At 73.1% G+C, this 17,322-nt stretch carries 14 protein-coding genes; 2 read left to right on the forward strand and 12 right to left on the reverse strand.

What is annotated here, in order from left to right:
- Positions 1-5 precede the first annotated feature (5 nt).
- From B100_RS0117255 to B100_RS0117265, 3 genes are read right to left on the reverse strand one after another with little or no spacing between them, the layout of a single operon-like run.
- A complete protein-coding gene (locus tag B100_RS0117255; protein WP_024885683.1) occupies positions 6-314 on the reverse strand; it encodes an AzlD domain-containing protein in 309 nt (102 codons plus the stop codon).
- Positions 311-1,180 carry an AzlC family ABC transporter permease gene (locus B100_RS35585; RefSeq protein WP_078540971.1) on the reverse strand — a complete coding sequence of 290 codons (870 nt, stop codon included), beginning with the start codon at positions 1,178-1,180 and terminating at the stop codon, positions 311-313. The genes B100_RS0117255 and B100_RS35585 overlap by 4 nt, the downstream gene beginning before the upstream one ends.
- Complete coding sequence (locus tag B100_RS0117265; protein WP_024885685.1) at positions 1,081-2,079, reverse strand: AraC family transcriptional regulator; 999 nt, start codon at positions 2,077-2,079, stop codon at positions 1,081-1,083. Before B100_RS0117265 ends, B100_RS35585 begins: the two co-directional genes overlap by 100 nt.
- 76 nt (positions 2,080-2,155) lie before the next feature.
- On the opposite strand from B100_RS0117265, the gene B100_RS0117270 reads away from it, so the two are divergent.
- Both B100_RS0117270 and B100_RS0117275 read left to right on the forward strand, forming a co-directional pair.
- The gene (locus B100_RS0117270; RefSeq protein ID WP_024885686.1) at positions 2,156-7,009 is read left to right on the forward strand and encodes an ATP-dependent helicase; all 4,854 of its coding nucleotides are present in this window, start codon (positions 2,156-2,158) and stop codon (positions 7,007-7,009) included.
- A gap of 43 nt (positions 7,010-7,052) precedes the next feature.
- Positions 7,053-7,883 (forward strand): DNA-formamidopyrimidine glycosylase family protein, encoded by an 831-nt coding sequence (locus B100_RS0117275; RefSeq protein WP_024885687.1) that lies wholly within the window; start codon positions 7,053-7,055, stop codon positions 7,881-7,883.
- Between the two features lie 149 nt (positions 7,884-8,032).
- On the opposite strand, the gene B100_RS0117280 is transcribed toward B100_RS0117275, so the two are convergent.
- The 9 genes from B100_RS0117280 to B100_RS0117320 form a co-directional block, all read right to left on the reverse strand.
- Positions 8,033-8,263 carry a hypothetical protein gene (locus tag B100_RS0117280; RefSeq protein WP_024885688.1) on the reverse strand — a complete coding sequence of 77 codons (231 nt, stop codon included), beginning with the start codon at positions 8,261-8,263 and terminating at the stop codon, positions 8,033-8,035.
- 38 nt (positions 8,264-8,301) lie between these two features.
- Positions 8,302-8,772 carry a Dps family protein gene (locus B100_RS0117285; RefSeq protein WP_024885689.1) on the reverse strand — a complete coding sequence of 157 codons (471 nt, stop codon included), beginning with the start codon at positions 8,770-8,772 and terminating at the stop codon, positions 8,302-8,304.
- A gap of 207 nt (positions 8,773-8,979) precedes the next feature.
- Positions 8,980-9,360 (reverse strand): helix-turn-helix domain-containing protein, encoded by a 381-nt coding sequence (locus B100_RS0117290; protein ID WP_003993396.1) that lies wholly within the window; start codon positions 9,358-9,360, stop codon positions 8,980-8,982.
- Between the two features lie 109 nt (positions 9,361-9,469).
- Positions 9,470-10,015, reverse strand: coding sequence for a CinA family protein (locus B100_RS0117295; protein WP_024885690.1), 546 nt, complete (start codon positions 10,013-10,015; stop codon positions 9,470-9,472).
- Complete coding sequence (gene pgsA / locus B100_RS0117300; protein WP_024885691.1) at positions 10,012-10,905, reverse strand: CDP-diacylglycerol--glycerol-3-phosphate 3-phosphatidyltransferase; 894 nt, start codon at positions 10,903-10,905, stop codon at positions 10,012-10,014. Before pgsA ends, B100_RS0117295 begins: the two co-directional genes overlap by 4 nt.
- Entirely contained in the window at positions 10,902-12,377 is a 1,476-nt protein-coding gene (gene rimO, locus B100_RS0117305) for a 30S ribosomal protein S12 methylthiotransferase RimO (RefSeq protein ID WP_024885692.1), read from the reverse strand. Before rimO ends, pgsA begins: the two co-directional genes overlap by 4 nt.
- 92 nt (positions 12,378-12,469) lie before the next feature.
- On the reverse strand, positions 12,470-13,315 hold the full coding sequence (locus tag B100_RS0117310) for a helix-turn-helix domain-containing protein (protein WP_024885693.1): 846 nt from the start codon (positions 13,313-13,315) through the stop codon (positions 12,470-12,472).
- Between the two features lie 252 nt (positions 13,316-13,567).
- On the reverse strand, positions 13,568-16,303 hold the full coding sequence (locus B100_RS0117315; RefSeq protein ID WP_024885694.1) for a DNA translocase FtsK: 2,736 nt from the start codon (positions 16,301-16,303) through the stop codon (positions 13,568-13,570).
- Between the two features lie 173 nt (positions 16,304-16,476).
- Entirely contained in the window at positions 16,477-17,154 is a 678-nt protein-coding gene (locus B100_RS0117320) for a response regulator (RefSeq protein ID WP_024885695.1), read from the reverse strand.
- Positions 17,155-17,322: the final 168 nt, after the last annotated feature.

The raw sequence follows: 17,322 nt of genomic DNA on the forward strand, positions 1-17,322 counted from the left end.
CCGTCTCACCCGCCCAGCGCCCGCACCCCGGCCGTCACCAGCACGGCCGCCGCCACCACGAGCAGGAACGGCGCCCGCAGCAGGAGCGCCACGCCAGCGGCGGCGAGGCCGGCCGCCCGCGCGTCCAGGACCAGTGTCCGGCCGTCGGCGAAGGCCTGCTGGGCCGTGAGGGCGGCGAGGAGGGCGACCGGCAGCAGCGCGGCGAGCCGCCGCACGAGGGGACGTTCGAGGACCCCCGCGGGCACCAGCAGCCCGGCGAGCTTGACGGCATAGCAGCCGACGACGGTCAGGCCGATGGCGATCCAGATGTTCAACGGTCCTCCTCCGTCACGTCGCGCACGTCATCACTCGCGGCGTCCGGTGCCTCATCGCGTGCCGCGCCGCGCGCCTCATCGCGTGCCGCGCCCCGCGCCTCACCGTGTGCCGTGCCCCGCGCCTCACCGTGTGCCGTGCCCCGCGCCTCGTCGCGTGCCGCCTCCCGCGCGTCGACGCGCGCGTCGTTCCTCCGGCCGTGCGCCCACAGGACGGCCGGTGCCGCGAGCGCGGCCACCAGGACCGGGACGCCCGCGGGCAGGACGGGCAGCAGCCCGAGCCCCAGCAGCACGGCGAGCGCGGCGACGGCCCGCTCGGTGCCGGTCCGCAGCATGGGGGCGAGCAGCGCCAGGAAGACGGCGGGGCCGGCCGCGTCCAGCCCCCACGCGTCGGTGTCCCCGATGGCCTCGGCGCCCAGTGCGCCGAGCAGCGTGGTGAGATTCCACAGGACGTAGAGGCTGAGGCCGGTGACCAGGAAGCCGATGCGGGCGCTGCGCCGGGTGGGCTGGGCGAGCGAGACGGCGGTGGTCTCGTCGATCACCCACTGCGCGGCGAACGGCCGCACCGCGCGGGCCAGTGCCAGCAGCTGGGAGAGCCGCAGTCCGTAGAAGGCGTTGCGCACGCCGAGGAAGAACGCGCCCGCGGCGGCCGTGACGGCTCCACCGCCCGCCGCCAGCGCTCCCACGAGGGCGAACTGGGAGGCACCGGTGAACACCAGCAGGCTGAGCGCGCAGGTCTGCAGCAGGCTGAGCCCGCTGCCCGCCGAGGTCACTCCGAAGGCGAACCCGGAGAGTCCGACGGCGATCCCGACGCCGAGGGCGTCCCGTACCACGGCGCCGTCGGGTTTCTCCCCGGGCCGGTCCCGTATGTCCGTGTGTTCTGCTGTCCGTTCCGTTGCCACGTCCCTGACGGTACGAAAGCGCCTTCGCGCGCGTCTTGTACGTTCTTGCGCTCACGCTGGTAGGCGCCCGGGGGTACGCCGACGATGCGGCTGAAGTGCCGGTTCAGGTGCGGCTGGTCGGTGAACCCGACGGCGACGGCCGCCTGGGAGGGCGCCGTCCCCGCGTCCAGCAGGCGCCGGGCCCGCCGTACGCGCGCGTCGGTGAGCCAGGTGTGCGGGGGCATCCCGTAGGTGTCGCGGAAGGCGCGCAGCAGGGCGAAGGGGCTGGTGCCGAGGCCGGCGGCCAGCTGTTCCAGGGTGGGTGGCGCCGCCATCCGCTCCTCCAGCACCGCTCGCGCGCGTGCGGCGGTCCGCGCGCCGGCCGTGCGTACCTCGCGCCGGGGCAGTGTGCCGCCGTTCAGCCGCAGCAGCCGGGTCACCACGACCCGCAGCAGGGTGTCGGCGGCGAGCGCGTTGCCCTCGTCGGTGGCCCGCAGCACCTGGTGGACCATCTGCACGGTGTACGGGTCGTCGAGGACCGGCGTGACGAAGCCCGGGGTGCCGCGCAGCGTGGTGGTCTCCGCGGCGATCGCGACCACCACCTCCGGGGAGGGGTACACCGCCCCGTACTGCCATCCCTCGGGGACGCCGGCCCGGCCCGTGTGCGGCGTGTCCGGGTTCACCAGGGCGAGGGCCCCGGCTCCCGCGTACTGGTCGCCGCCGCCGTGGTGGAAGACCTCGACGCCGTCGGCGATGGCCGCGATCACGAAGTTCTCGTGGGTGTGCCGGACGAACGACTTGCGGATGTACCGGGCACGCAGCAGGTCGACACCGGGCAGTTCCTCGTACCGCCAGTGCCGCGCCCGCTCCCTGCGTGCTTCCGCCATACCGTCATTGTCACGCGCGCCCCGGCCCGTCCTCCGGATCACCCCGATTGTCAGTGGCGGGGTGCACGATGGACCCATGGTCAGCGATCCGCGCCGAGCTCTGGACGGCTTCTCCCCCGCGACCCGCAGCTGGTTCACGGGGGCCTTCTCCGCGCCCACCGCCGCCCAGGCCGGTGCCTGGCAGGCCATCGGCGCGGGCTCGGACGTGCTGGTCGTGGCCCCCACCGGCTCCGGGAAGACCCTGGCCGCCTTCCTCGCCGCCCTGGACCAGCTCGCCTCGACCCCGCCGCCCGCCGACCCGAAGAAGCGCTGCCGCGTCCTGTACGTCTCCCCGCTGAAGGCCCTGGCCGTCGACGTCGAGCGGAACCTGCGCAGTCCGCTGACCGGCATCCGCCAGGAGTCCGCGCGCCTGGGACTGCCCGAGCCCGAGGTGAAGGTCGGACTCCGCTCCGGTGACACGCCGCCCGCCGAGCGCCGCGCCCTCGCCACCCGCCCGCCGGACATCCTGATCACCACGCCCGAGTCGCTGTTCCTGATGCTGACGTCCGCCACCCGTGACGCGCTGGCCGGTGTGGAGACGGTGATCCTCGACGAGGTGCACGCTGTCGCGGGCACCAAGCGCGGCGCCCATCTCGCGCTGTCCCTGGAGCGGCTGGACGAGCTGCTGCCGCGGCCGGCCCGCCGCATCGGTCTGTCGGCGACGGTGCGTCCCGTGGACGAGGTCGCCCGGTTCCTGTCGCCGCGCCGCAAGACGGAGATCGTGCAGCCGGAGTCGGGCAAGGAGTTCGACCTCTCCGTGGTGGTGCCGGTGGAGGACCTGGGCGAGCTGGGCGGCTCCCCGGTCGCCGACGGCTCGGAGGGCGCGGAGCGCCCGTCGATCTGGCCGCATGTCGAGGAGCGGATCACCGACCTGGTGCAGGGCCACCGCTCGACCATCGTGTTCGCGAACTCCCGCCGTCTGGCCGAGCGCCTGTGCAACCGGCTCAACGAGATCGCCTACGAGCGCGCCACCGGCGAGCCACTGGACGAGCACCACTCCCCCGCCGAGCTGATGGGCGGTTCCGGGGCGGCGCAGGGGGCGCCCGCGGTCATCGCGCGTGCGCACCACGGCTCGGTGTCCAAGGAGCAGCGCGCCCAGGTGGAGGAGGACCTCAAGGCGGGCCGGCTGCCCGCGGTGGTCGCCACCTCCAGTCTGGAGCTGGGCATCGACATGGGCGCCGTCGACCTGGTGGTCCAGGTCGAGTCACCGCCATCGGTCGCCTCCGGACTCCAGCGGGTGGGCCGAGCGGGACACCAGGTGGGCGCGGTCTCGACGGGCGTGGTGTTCCCGAAGTACCGGGGCGACCTGGTGCAGGCCGCCGTCGTGACGGAGCGCATGCGCACGGGCGCGATCGAGTCCCTGCGCGTGCCGTCGAACCCGCTGGACGTCCTGGCCCAGCAGCTCGTGGCGATGACGGCGATGGACACCTGGCAGTTCGACGACCTGCTGGCGATGGTGCGCCGGGCGGCCCCGTTCGCCGCGCTGCCCGAGTCGGCGTTCACGTCGGTGCTGGACATGCTCGCCGGCCGGTACCCGTCGGACGCGTTCGCGGAGCTGCGCCCGCGCGTGGTGTGGGACCGGGTCACCGGCGAGATCACCGGACGCCCCGGCGCCCAGCGCCTGGCCGTCACCTCGGGCGGCACCATCCCCGACCGCGGTCTCTTCGGGGTGTTCCTTGCGGGCGCCGATCCCAAGAAGGGCGGGGGCCGGGTCGGTGAGCTGGACGAGGAGATGGTCTATGAGTCACGCGTGGGGGACGTCTTCACGCTCGGCACCAGCTCGTGGCGCATCGAGGACATCACGCGCGACCGTGTCCTGGTCTCGCCCGCACCGGGTGTGCCGGGGCGGCTGCCGTTCTGGAAGGGCGACCAGCTGGGCCGGCCGCTGGAGCTGGGCCGGGCGGTGGGCGCCTTCCTGCGCGAGGTGGGGTCGCTGTCCGACGAGGACGCCCGGCTGAGGCTGCTGGCCGCGGGCCTGGACGCCTGGGCCGCGGACAACGTGCTGTCGTACCTCGCTGAGCAGCGTGAGGCCTGCGGTCACGTCCCGGACGACCGCACCATCGTGGTCGAGCGTTTCCGGGACGAGCTGGGCGACTGGCGGGTCGTCGTGCACTCCCCGTTCGGCGCCCAGGTGCACGCGCCCTGGGCGCTCGCGCTCGGTGCCCGTCTCTCCGAGCGGTACGGCATGGACGCGCAGGTGATGCACGCCGACGACGGCATCGTGCTGCGGCTCCCGGACGCCGACCTGATGGGCCTGGACCTGCTCGACCAGGAGCCGATGAAGGCCGGCTCCGCCTACGACGCGGACCAGGCCCCGGTGGGCGCCTCCGACGTCGTCTTCGACAAGGGCGAGGTCGACCAGGTCGTCACCGACCAGGTCGGAGGCTCGGCCCTGTTCGCCTCCCGGTTCCGTGAGTGCGCCGCCCGCGCGCTGCTGCTTCCCCGCCGCAACCCGGGCCGGCGCACCCCGCTGTGGCAGCAGCGCCAGCGCGCCTCCCAACTGCTCCAGGTGGCCGGCGAGTTCGGCTCGTTCCCGATCGTGCTGGAGGCGGTCCGCGAGTGCCTCCAGGACGTCTTCGACGTCCCCGGCCTGGTCGAGCTCATGGGCGACGTGGAAGCGCGGAAGGTGCGCCTGGTCGAGGTCACCACCCCGGAGCCGTCCCCGTTCGCCCGCTCCCTGCTGTTCGGCTACGTCGCCCAGTTCCTGTACGAGGGTGACTCCCCGCTCGCCGAGCGGCGGGCCGCCGCCCTGTCGCTGGACTCCCGGCTGCTCGCCGAACTGCTCGGCCAGGCGGAGCTGCGTGAGCTGCTCGACGCCGAGGTACTCACCGAGCTGGAGCGTGAGCTGCAGTGGCTCACCGAGGACCGGCGCGCCAAGGACGCGGAGAGCGTCGCCGACCTGCTGCGGATGCTCGGCCCGCTCACGGACGCCGAACTCGCCGAGCGGGGCGCCGAACCCCGATGGGCCCGGGATCTGGCCTCCGCGCGACGCGCCATCCGGGTGCGCGTCGCGGGCGAGGACCACTGGGCGGCCGTCGAGGACGCCGGCCGGCTGCGGGACGCGCTGGGCACGGCGCTGCCGGTGGGTGTGCCCGAGGCGTTCACCGAACCCGTCAAGGACCCCCTGGGCGACCTCCTCGCCCGGTTCGCGCGCACCCACGGCCCGTTCACGTCGGCGACGGCGGCGGCCCGCTTCGGCCTGGGCGTGGCGGTCACCGAGGGCGCGCTGCAGCGGCTGTCGGCGGCGGGCCGGGTGGTGCAGGGCGAGTTCCACCCGGCCGGCATCGGCCAGGAGTGGTGCGACGCGGCGGTGCTGCGCCGGCTGCGCCGCCGCTCCCTGGCCGCGCTGCGGCACGAGTTGGAGCCGGTGTCCCCGCCCGCACTGGCCCAGTTCCTCCCCCAGTGGCAGCACATCGGCAAGGGCCACTCCTTGCGGGGCATCGACGGACTCCTGCGCGCCGTCGAGCAGTTGCAGGGCGCCTCCGTACCCGCGTCGGCCCTGGAGAAGCTGGTCCTGCCGTCCCGGGTGGCGGGCTACGGCCCGGCCATGCTCGACGAGCTCACGGCGGCCGGAGAGGTGGTCTGGGCGGGTGCCGGTTCGCTGCCGGGCAAGGACGGCTGGGTCTCCCTGTACCTGGCGGACGCGGCTCCCCTGCTGCTCCCTCCCCCGCACCCGCTGGAGACGACCGCGCTGCACGAGTCCGTGCTGGCCGCCCTGTCCGGCGGCTACGGCCTGTTCTTCCGCCAGATCGCCGACCAGGTCCGCGCCACCACCCATCCCGAGGCCGGCGACCCTCAGCTGGCCGACGCCCTGTGGGACCTCGCCTGGTCCGGTCGGCTGACCAACGACACGCTCAACCCCATGCGCGCCCTGCTCGGCTCCGGCCGCACCGCCGGCTCCACGGCCCACCGGGCCAAGCGCGCGGTTCCGCGTGGGCGCTACGGCTCGCTCACGGCGGCGGCCCGCAGTGCCTCCCGCACCGGACCGCCCACCGTCGCCGGCCGCTGGTCCCTGCTGCCCGACCGGGACGGCGAGACCACGGTCCGCGCCCACGCCCTGGCCCGCACCCTGCTCGACCGGCACGGCGTGGTGACCCGGGGCGCCGTCTCCGCGGAGGGCGTCGAGGGCGGGTTCTCGGCGGTCTACCGCGTGCTGTCCGCCTTCGAGGAGACGGGCCAGGCCCGGCGCGGCTATGTGGTGGAGGGCCTGGGCGCCGCACAGTTCGCGATGGACGGTGCCGTGGACCGCCTGCGCGCGGCGGCCAACGCCCGGGAGCGCGGCGAGGGGCGGACGACACCGGACGCGCCCGCTCAGTTCGGCACGGACTCCGACCCCTACGGGACCGCGCCGGGTCAGGACGACGCGTCGTACCTCCCCTCGCGCCCCGGTGAGTACGTCTCGCCGCGTGACATCGCCGCCCAGGGCTCGCAGCCCTGGCAAAGTGGGCGCGGCCCCTCGTACGACCCGTTCGCCGGCCGCCGTACGGGGCCCGACCACACCTCCCGGGCCGTCGTCCTCGCCGCCGCCGACCCCGCCAACGCCTACGGGGCCGCCCTGGGCTGGCCGGAGCCGCCCACCGGTGCCGGGCACAAACCCGGCCGCAAGGCGGGCTCCCTGGTGGTGCTGGTGGACGGTGAGCTGACGCTGTACATGGAGCGGGGCGGCAAGACCCTGCTGGCCTGGCCGGCCGACGCGGACGCCGAGCCTGCCGACGACCCACGTCTGCCGCTCGCCGCCGAGGCGCTGGCCGGCGCCGCCCGCGCGGGCTCCCTCGGCACGGTGACGGTGGAGCGCGTGAACGGCACCCCGGCCCTGACGTCGCCGCTGGGCGCCCTGCTGGAGACCGCGGGCTTCGTCGCCACGCCCAGGGGGCTGCGCCTGCGCGCCTGACCTCCCCCGGCCGGAGGCGGCCCGGCCGTGTCACCCTTGACGCATGCCCGAAGGAGACACGGTCCGGCAGGCCGCGCGGCGGCTGCACGAGGCCCTCGCGGACAGAGTGCTGGTCCGCAGCGACCTGCGGGTGCCCCGGTTCGCCACGTCCGACCTCACCGGCCGCTCGGTGCTGGACGTCACCGCGCGCGGCAAGCACCTGCTGACCCGCGTCGAGGGCGGCCTGACCCTGCACTCGCATCTGCGGATGGACGGCTCCTGGCGGATCTTCGCGCCCGGACAGCACTGGAACGGCGGCCCGTCACACCAGATCCGCGCCGTCCTGGCCAACGCCGAACGCACCGCCGTCGGCTACCGGCTCCCGGTGCTGGAGCTGATCCGCACCGAGGACGAGGAGCGCGCCGTCGGCCACCTCGGCCCCGACCTGCTGGGCCCCGACTGGGACCCCGCCCTCGCGCTCGCCAACCTGAAGCAGGACCCCGACCGTGAACTCGGTGAGGCCCTGCTGGACCAGCGCAACCTCGCGGGCATCGGCAACGTGTTCAAGAGCGAGCTGTGCTTCCTGCTCAACGTCACCCCCTGGCTCCCCGTCGGCGACCTGCCCCCCGACCGGATGGCGAGCCTGCCCGAGCTCGCCAGGAAGCTGCTGGAGTTCAACCGCGAGCGCCCCGTCCGCAACACCACGGGACGGCGCGGCCAGGACCTCTACGTCTACGGCCGCGCCCGCCGCCCCTGCCTGCGCTGCGGCACACCGATCCGGCTGGCCGAGCAGGGCGACGGCTCCCGCGAGCGCCCCACGTACTGGTGCCCCACATGCCAGCCCGGCCCGGCTCCCGCCCGCACACCGCGCGCCCGCCAGAACCCGGCCCGCTGACCGGAACCGAGCAGATCGACGGCACCGGGTCCGGGGATCAGCAGCCCTCACGCCGGGTCGCCGGCGCGCTCAGCCCCACCCTCCCGCACCCTGGCCGGGGCCCACGCACACCCCTCGCTCGAAGCTCCGCCCCGCACGACGACAACTCGTCACGCCGCATCGCCGTCCCGCCCCGCACGCCAGGCCCGCCGCCACCGCCCCGTCGGGAGCGCGCCCTCCGCCCGCGCCTTGGGCAGGCAGTGCAGCGGAAGCACGCTGAGGCCCCACCCGCCGGCCGCGACCGCGCCTTCCAGCGCTCCCGCGTCGGGGTCCAGCAGCAGACGTGCCGCCGCCCACCACCACAGCACGGTGCACACGGCGGCGGCGGCACACCGGCACACAACCCGCACGGGGACCGTCCCGGGGCCCGGCGGCCTCGTCACCCGTTCGCGGCCTGGAACATCCAGTGGTGCTTCTCGAGGTCCGCGGTGATGGTGATGAAGGTGTCCTGGGTCACCGGGTCGGGTTCCTCGGTGGCCGCGATCCGCTCCCGCATCCGGGTGATCACCGCGCCGAGCGCGTCGACCAGCGCGCCCACTGCGGCCGCGTCGTCGACCCAGCCCTCGGGCGTGACACCGATCCCGCTGCCGACGGCGACCGTCGCGGCCCGCCCGTCCGGCGAGACGCCCAGCGCCGCGGCGCGCTCGGCCACGGTGTCGGAGTGCCCGCGGGCGACGGCCACCACCTCGTCGAGCTGGAGATGGACGGAGCGGAAGCGCGGTCCGACCACGTTCCAGTGGATCTGCTTGGCTACCAGGGAAAGGTCCACGAGATCGACCAGGGCGCCCTGCAGTGCCTCCGAAACGGTCTTCAGGTTCTCGTCGGACAACGGGCTCTTCACGACGTACATCCGCACCTCCGTGGCTGACCCCCGCCTCGTCTCCACGATGACGGCCCGGCGCCACCCCGGCAAACGCAGGCCCCGGCACCACCCCGACCCCGGACGCGAGACCCCAGGCACGCGAAAACCCCGGCGGCACCCCTCCGGGATCTTCCGGAGGAGCCCTCACCGGGGCATCTCACACCTTCACACCGCGCAGGGCGCCGGACACCGGGCTCAGGCGGCGACGACGTCCACCGCCTCGGCGGGCGCCTTGATGGTCACCCGTTCCGGTGGCACGCCGGTCACCGACACGGAACCCAGCATCGGACGAACCGGCGTGGGTACGGGCTCGCTGGGGGTCGCTGCAGCAGACTGGGCCAGCTCGGCGAGGGCGAGCTCGTCGCTCACTTCCCGCATGAGCTCGGACATCCGTACGTCCAACGCGTCGCAGATCGCGGAGAGCAGCTCGGAGGAAGCCTCCTTCTGCCCCCGCTCCACCTCGGAGAGATAGCCGAGTGAGACTCGGGCGGACGAGGAGACTTCGCGCAGAGTACGGCCCTGGCGCTGGCGCTGCCGACGCAGCACGTCACCCAGCAGGCGACGGAGCAGAATCATCGGTGGCTCCCTCCTCGGACCGCGTAGCCGCATCCTTCTCGCCCCACCGTACCGCCTCGCGCCGCGGCCGTGCGGGGAGCGATGTCGTGTTCACTCTGGGCTGCAAACATCAAAACCCCCCGTTCCGTTCCGTATCCTGTGCCCGCTCATTCCCGGTCTGTTCGCCCGCAAGCTCCGCGACGAGCAGTGCGAGTACGCTCCGTACACTCTCCCTACGAATTTCCGCGCGGTCGCCGTTCAACCGCAGATGGCGCACTTTTCCGCCAGAGGCAGAACCGGCGCCCTCCGCGAAGGGCCCGTCGACGGCCACGTACACCGTGCCGACGTCCTGTCCGTCCTGCGGGTCCGGGCCGGCCACCCCGGTGGTGGCGACACCCCAGTCGGCACCGAGCGCCTTGCGCACGCCGGCCGCCATCTGGGCCGCCACCTGCGGATCCACCGCACCGCGCTGGTCCAGCAGAGTGGCGTCGACGCCCAGCAGCCGGTGCTTCAGGTCGGTTGCGTAGGCCGTGACCGAGCCACGGAAGACCCTGGACGCCCCGGGCACGGAGGTGATCTCCGCCGCCACCAGGCCACCGGTCAGCGACTCGGCGACCGCGACCGTCCCGCCGTTCACGGTGAGTAGTCGCACCACCTCGGTGGCCGTTGAACTCACGCTTCTGTCTCCTCCAACGCCGCCTTGCGCTCGGCGATTCCCTGCCTGCGGAGCACAATGGCCTGTTTCACGTAGTCGAGTCCGGTCGCCACGGTCAGCACCACCGCCGCGGCCATCACCCACCAGCGCAGCGTCGCCAGCCACCCGGTCAGCGCGAGCACGTACATGCCGACGGCCACGCCCTGGGTGAGGGTCTTCAACTTGCCGCCGCGGCTGGCCGGGATCACCCCGTAGCGAATGACCAGAAAACGCAGCAGGGTGATGCCGAGTTCCCGTCCGAGGATCACGCCCGTGACCCACCACGGCAGGTCACCGAGGGCCGACAGGCAGATCAGCGCGGCACCCATGATGGCCTTGTCGGCGATGGGGTCGGCGATCTTTCCGAAGTCGGTGACCAGGTTGTAGGTGCGCGCCAGATGACCGTCGAACAGGTCGGTGATCATGGCGACGGCGAAGGCCGCCCAGGCGAGCGAGCGCCACGCGGGGTCGTAGCCGCCGTCGGCGAGCATCAGCATGACGAACGCCGGCACGAGCAGCAGCCGCAGCATGGTCAGCAGGTTGGCGATGTTCCAGACGCTGGCCTGGTCCACGGCCGCCGCTGCGATCTTGCCGCCGCGCGGTGCCCTCGTGGAGCCGCCCTGCCCGTCGCCGATGTCGGAGGCCGACGAGACGGCCGGAGCCGTCACGCCGTCCTGCGGCCGGGCGTCCGCCGGAGCGGGGCCGGCGGCGTCACGCCGCGTCGGTCCGTCGCCGGACGCGCCCGGAGCCGTGTCCCTGGCCTCCCGCGCGAGCGCGCGGCCGGACGCCGGTGTCATGCCGCCGGACGCGGGGCCCGTCGCCCTCCTCGCGCCCGAGGAGCCACCTGCCGCCGATGCCGGGACACCCGTCATCTGCCCGCCTCCTCACTGCGCGCGGGCGAGCCCTGGAAGAGCGGCTCGGCCACCAGGTCGACACCTTCCGTGCCGACCACCTTCGCCTCGACCATACGGCCGACGCTCAGTCCCTCGCCGCTCGTGAGCAGCACCTGGCCGTCCGTCTCGGGGGCCTGGTGCTCGGCCCTGCCGTACACACCCTCCTCCTCGTCGACGGATTCGACCAGGACGTGCACGGTCTCGCCGACCCGCTCCTCGGCGCGCTGCGAGACGAGCTCCTCGGCCAGCCGGGAGACCCGGGCCAGCCGCTCGGCCACCACGTCCTCCTCCAGCTTGCCCTCGTAGCCGGCCGCCTCGGTGCCCTCCTCGTCGGAGTAGCCGAACACACCGATGGCGTCCAGCCGGGCGTGGTTGAGGAACCGCTCCAGCTCCGCGAGGTCGGACGCGGACTCGCCGGGGAAGCCGACGATGAAGTTGGAGCGCACGCCGGCCTGGGGCGCCTTGCTCCGGATGGTGTCGAGCAGCTCCAGGAAGCGGTCGGTGTCGCCGAAGCGGCGCATGGCGCGCAGCACGTCGGGCGCCGAGTGCTGGAAGGACAGGTCGAAGTACGGGGCGATCTTCGGCGTGGAGGTCAGCACGTCGATCAGGCCGGGGCGCATCTCGGCCGGTTGGAGGTAGCTGACGCGCACCCGCTCCAGGCCGTCGACCTCGGCGAGTTCGGGCAGCAGGGACTCCAGCAGACGGATGTCGCCGAGGTCCTTGCCGTAGGAGGTGTTGTTCTCGGAGACCAGCATGATCTCCTTCACGCCCTGCTCGGCCAGCCAGCGCGTCTCGTTGAGCACGTCGCTGGGGCGGCGGGAGATGAAGGAGCCGCGGAAGGACGGGATGGCGCAGAAGGAGCAGCGCCGGTCGCAGCCGGAGGCCAGCTTCACGGAGGCGACCGGGGAGCCGTCGAGCCGGCGGCGCAGGGGGGCGCGGGGGCCGGAGGCCGGGGCGAGGCCGTCGGGCAGGTCGGCCGGGCCGTGCCCGGGGAGCGCGACGTCCGCGGCGGACTCCTGCCGCTCGGCGGGGCTGATCGGGAGCAGCTTGCGCCGGTCGCGCGGGGTGTGCGAGGCGTGGGTGCCGCCGTTCAGGATGGTCTGGAGGCGGTCGGAGATGTCCGCGTAGTCGTCGAAGCCGAGCACGCCGTCGGCCTCGGGGAGGGCGTCGGCGAGCTCCTTGCCGTACCGCTCGGCCATGCAGCCGACCGCGACGACGGCCTGGGTTCTCCCGTGTCCCTTGAGGTCGTTGGCCTCCAGGAGGGCGTCCACGGAGTCCTTCTTGGCGGCTTCGACGAAGCCGCAGGTGTTGACGACGGCGACGTCGGCGTCCTCGGCGTCGTCCACGAGCTGCCAGCCGTCCGCCTCCAAACGGCCCGCGAGCTCCTCCGAGTCCACCTCGTTACGGGCGCAGCCAAGGGTGACCAGTGCGACGGTACGGCGTTCAGGCATGGGCTCAGACTACTTCGTCCCGGCGAGGGCCCATGTCGACGGGGTTGGCCGGACCCGGCCGACCCCGTCGTGGGCGCGTCCGCGGGCGCGGGTCATCCGGCCTGCGGGTCGCCCTTGGTGTAGGTGAGGCGCTCCACCGCGCCCGGCTGCCAGTCGTCCTCGATCTCCTCGCCGTTGACGAACAGGTCGAGGGCGCCGGCGTCACCGAGGACCAGATCGATCTTCGTGCTGTCCTGGAAGGTCTTGTCCTCGCCCTGCTTGAGCAGCTCGGCGAAGAGCACCTTGCCGTTGTGGTCCTTGGCGGAGATCCAGCTCGGCCCGTCGGCGGCGACGACCTTGACGGTCACCTTGTCCTGCGGGGCGGCGGCGATGGCGCTGTCCGACGGGTCCGGGGCGGGCACGACGGGCTTCGCGGTCTTGGTGGTGGGACTGGGCGTGGGCGACGCGGTGGCGTCGCTGTCACCGGCGACGTCGGTCTTGCCGCCGTCGTCGCCGCCGTTGACCATGGTGAAGCCGACGAAGCCGATGACGACCACGATCGCGGCGACCATGGCGGCGGTCCAGTTGGGTCCGCGCCGCTCGGGACGGATGCGCTCCGCCTCGAAGAGGGGCGCGGCCGGGGTCGGTGCCGGACGGCCGCCGCCGTGCTCGGCCTCGTACTGGGCGAGCAGGGGGGCCGGGTCGAGCCGCACGGCCTTGGCCAGCGTGCGGATGTGCCCGCGCGCGTACACGTCGCCGCCGCAGGGCGCGAAGTCGTCCCGCTCGATGGCGTGCACGATGGCGATCCGGACGCGGGTGGCGGTACTGACGTCGTCGACGGTGAGACCGGCGGCGACGCGCGCCTGCTGCAGCGCGCGGCCGACGGAGACGGAAGGGCGGGCTTCCTCGGAAACGTCTTCGAACGGACGCTCGTCTTCAGGGGAGTTGCCGTTGGACACGGGGGCGCCTTTCGAGCGTGTATCCGCCTGTGCTGGAGGTTCAGTCTAGGTGGGGTACGAAGGGGTGGGGCAACCGGGCGTTCGTACTTTGTACGCCATCGGAATGGCCCGACATTCCGATGGTCGGCCTGCTGTCTGACACTTCGCTCAACTTGACGTGCGCCGACGGGAAACGGTTGCTCGTTGATCCCTTACGGAAGGGTCACGATCATCCGTCCGGACGTCCCGGCGCGACAACCGTGTCCCTTCCGCCTACCCTTCAGACTCCCCGCGGATCAGCGCGAGCACGCCGTCCAGCTCGTCGGGTTTCACGAGAACGTCACGAGCCTTGGAGCCCTCGCTCGGTCCGACGATGTTGCGGGACTCCATGAGGTCCATCAGCCGGCCCGCCTTCGCGAAGCCGACGCGCAGCTTGCGCTGGAGCATCGACGTGGACCCGAACTGGGTGGAGACGACCAGCTCGGCGGCCTGGCACAGCAGGTCGAGGTCGTCGCCGATGTCCTCGTCGATCTCCTTCTTCTGCTTGGTCCCGACGACGACGTCCTCCCGGAAGACCGGCGCCATCTGGTCCTTGCAGTGCTGGACGACGACCGCGACCTCCTCCTCGGTCACGAACGCGCCCTGCATACGCGTGGGTTTGTTCGCGCCCATCGGCAGGAACAGCCCGTCGCCCTTGCCGATCAGCTTCTCGGCACCGCCTTGGTCGAGGATGACCCGCGAGTCGGCGAGCGAGGAGGTCGCGAACGCCAGCCGGGACGGCACGTTCGCCTTGATCAGACCGGTGACGACGTCGACCGAGGGCCGCTGCGTGGCCAGCACCAGGTGGATGCCGGCGGCCCGCGCGAGCTGCGTGATGCGCACGATGGCGTCCTCGACGTCGCGCGGAGCGACCATCATCAGGTCGGCCAGCTCGTCCACGATCACCAGCAGGTACGGATACGGCTGGAGCTCGCGCTCGCTCCCCTCGGGCGGCTTGACCTTGCCCTCGCGCACCGCTCGGTTGAAGTCGTCGATGTGCCGGAAGCCGTACGCGGCCAGGTCGTCGTAGCGCAGGTCCATCTCCCGCACGACCCACTGCAGCGCCTCGGCGGCCCGCTTTGGGTTGGTGATGATCGGCGTGATCAGGTGCGGGATGCCCTCGTACGCCGTCAGCTCCACGCGCTTGGGGTCGACCAGGATCATCCGGACGTCCTCCGGGGTCGCCCGCATCATGACCGAGGTGATCAGGCAGTTGATGCAGGACGACTTGCCGGAGCCGGTGGCGCCGGCGACCAGCATGTGCGGCATCTTCGCCAGCGAGTCCATGACGTAGCCGCCCTCGACGTCCTTGCCGAAGGCGACGAGCATCGGGTCGTCGTCCTCGGCGGACTCCGCGAGCCGCAGCACGTCACCGAGGTTGACCATCTCCCGGTCGGTGTTGGGGATCTCGATGCCGACCGCGGACTTGCCGGGGATCGGGCTGATGATCCGCACGTCCGGGCTGGCGACGGCGTACGCGATGTTCTTGGTGAGGGCGGTGACCCGCTCCACCTTCACGGCGGGACCCAGCTCGACCACGTACCGGGTGACCGTGGGGCCGCGGGTGAAGCCGGTGACGGCGGCGTCCACCTTGAACTCCGTGAAGACCTTCCGCAGCGCGTCCACCATGGCGTCGTTGGCCGCGCTGCGCGCCTTGCCCGGACCGCCGCGGTGCAGCAGGTCCAGCGAGGGCAGGGAGTAGGTGATGTCGCCGGAGAGCTGCAACTGCTCCGCGCGCGGCGGCAGGTCGCGCGGTTCGCGGGGTGGCGCCTTGGTCATGTCGAGCACGCCCGCGGGCGGCCGCTCCTGCTGCGCCGGGTCCTGCGCGGGGGCGTTCTTGCGGGTCCTGCCCGACGTGATCTTGTCCTGCTGCGGGCGGGCGGCCGGAACCGGCGTGGGCGTGGTCGGCTCGTGGTCTCCGGTGCTCACGCCCTGGGTGAGGTCGGCGACGACCGGCGAGGGCGGCATGCCGTGCATCACGGCGCCGTCGAGCGCGGCGGCCGCGGCGGCGGCCACGTCCACGGCGTCCATGGCGCGGTGGGCGTCGGGCTGCGGCACCGCCGACCTGCGGGGCCGGCCCCGGCGCCGGGACAGCGCCTCCTGCTCCGCCTGCTCGGGGTCGTACTCCTGGTGGGGCGCGGGCCGGCGCCTGCGGCGCCCCTCGGGCAGCGCCTCGCGCCACTGCTGGTCGTAGCGCTCGTCGTCCTCGCCGAACTCCTCCGGCTCGGGGTCGTGGACGAGGCCCAGCCGCTCACCGAGCAGGCGCAGCCGCTGCGGGATCGCGTTGACCGGGGTAGCCGTGACCACCAGCAGGCCGAAGACCGTCAGCAACACCAGCAGCGGGACGGCCAGGACGTCGGTCATGGTGGACGACAGCGGCGCGGCGGCACTCCAGCCGATCAGGCCGCCGGCGTCCCTTATGGCCTGCATGCCTTCGCTGCGCGGGGGCGAACCGCAGGCGATGTGGATCTGGCCCAGGATGCCGATGACGAGCGCCGACAGGCCGATCACGATCCGCCCGTTGGCCTCGGGCTTCTCCGGGTGCCGGATGAACCGTACGGCGACGACGGCGACGAGGATCGGCACCAGCAGGTCGAGCCGTCCGAAGGCACCGGTGACCAGGATCTCCACCAGGTCGCCGACGGGGCCCTTGAGGTCGGCCCAGGTGCCGGCGGCGACGATCAGCGCGATGCCGAGCAGCAGCAGGGCGACGCCGTCCTTGCGGTGGGCCGGGTCGAGGTTCTTGGCGCCCTGCCCTATGCCGCGGAACACGGCACCGACGGCGTGGGCCAGCCCCAGCCAGAGGGCGCGGACCAGCCGGTAGACGGCACTGGTCGGGTTCGGGGCCGGCGCGGGGGCCGGCTTCTTCGCCGGGGCCTTCTTGGCGACGGCCTTCTTCGCCGGAGCCTTCGCGGAAGCGGCCGCCTTCTTCGCGGGCGGCTTCTTGGCTGCGGAGGGACGTGAGGCCATGGTGTGAGGTTACCGGGGGAGACGGTAAGTGACACGCGTGGCGGATGCTTCACCCGTTCGTGTCGCGCCCGTCGAGGCGCGAAAGTGACGCACGACGTCGCGTACGGAGCGAGTTGACTCCCCCTCAGCGCCGGCCGGCGCCTCGGGGACGGGCAAGGCCCGCGTCGGCGGGGTCAGTTCTGCGACGACACCGACGACGCGCTACCGGTCCCGGGCTCCAGGGCGTCCAGCGCCCGCCGCAACCCGGTGAGCTTGCGCTCCAGATGGGCCGCCGTGGCGACCGCGGCCGCGTCGGTCGACTCGTCGTTCAGCTGCTTGGTGAGCGCCTCGGCCTGCTCCTCGACGGCGGCGAGCCGCGCCGAGAGCTCGGCGAGCAGCCCCGCCGAGTCCTTCGACTCACCGGCGTCCTTCTCGCTGCCCTCGAGCTGGAGCCGCAGCAGCGACGCCTGCTCCCGCAGCTGGCAGTTCTTCATGTACAGCTCGACGAAGACCGAGACCTTCGCGCGCAGCACCCACGGGTCGAACGGCTTGGAGATGTAGTCCACCGCACCGGCCGCGTACCCCCGGAAGGTGTGATGCGGGCCGTGGTTGATCGCGGTGAGGAAGATGATCGGGATGTCCCGGGTCCGCTCCCGCCGCTTGATGTGCGCGGCGGTCTCGAAACCGTCCATGCCCGGCATCTGGACGTCCAGCAGAATGACCGCGAAGTCGTCCGTGAGCAGTGCTTTGAGCGCTTCCTCCCCGGACGATGCCCGCACCAGCGTCTGATCGAGCGCCGAGAGGATCGCCTCCAGCGCCAGCAGATTCTCCGGCCGGTCATCGACCAGGAGGATCTTGGCCTTCTGCACCATGGCCCGCCCTCCTCGCCCCGGCTTGGGGCCCTCCCTGTCCGCAGGACCTGGGGAAGCACCTCGGGATGCCTCCCCTGGGGACGACTCCCTTGCGCCGCCCGTCCTTGTGCCGGTCATCGTAGCCGCACCCCGCCCGTCGCCACACCCTGTCACCGCGATGTCACTGTG

This window comes from Streptomyces sp. CNH189 (assembly GCF_000527195.1).

What these genes read in the sequence shown, in the direction of transcription:
- B100_RS0117270 (WP_024885686.1), top strand. Translation starts at nt 2,156, where the DNA reads ATGGTCAGCGATCCGCGCCGAGCTCTGGACGGCTTCTCCCCCGCGACC.
- B100_RS0117320 (WP_024885695.1), bottom strand. Translation starts at nt 17,154, where the DNA reads ATGGTGCAGAAGGCCAAGATCCTCCTGGTCGATGACCGGCCGGAGAAT.
- B100_RS0117265 (WP_024885685.1), bottom strand. Translation starts at nt 2,079, where the DNA reads ATGGCGGAAGCACGCAGGGAGCGGGCGCGGCACTGGCGGTACGAGGAA.
- B100_RS0117275 (WP_024885687.1), top strand. Translation starts at nt 7,053, where the DNA reads ATGCCCGAAGGAGACACGGTCCGGCAGGCCGCGCGGCGGCTGCACGAG.
- B100_RS0117290 (WP_003993396.1), bottom strand. Translation starts at nt 9,360, where the DNA reads ATGATTCTGCTCCGTCGCCTGCTGGGTGACGTGCTGCGTCGGCAGCGC.
- rimO (WP_024885692.1), bottom strand. Translation starts at nt 12,377, where the DNA reads ATGCCTGAACGCCGTACCGTCGCACTGGTCACCCTTGGCTGCGCCCGT.
- pgsA (WP_024885691.1), bottom strand. Translation starts at nt 10,905, where the DNA reads ATGACGGGTGTCCCGGCATCGGCGGCAGGTGGCTCCTCGGGCGCGAGG.
- B100_RS0117285 (WP_024885689.1), bottom strand. Translation starts at nt 8,772, where the DNA reads ATGTACGTCGTGAAGAGCCCGTTGTCCGACGAGAACCTGAAGACCGTT.
- B100_RS0117315 (WP_024885694.1), bottom strand. Translation starts at nt 16,303, where the DNA reads ATGGCCTCACGTCCCTCCGCAGCCAAGAAGCCGCCCGCGAAGAAGGCG.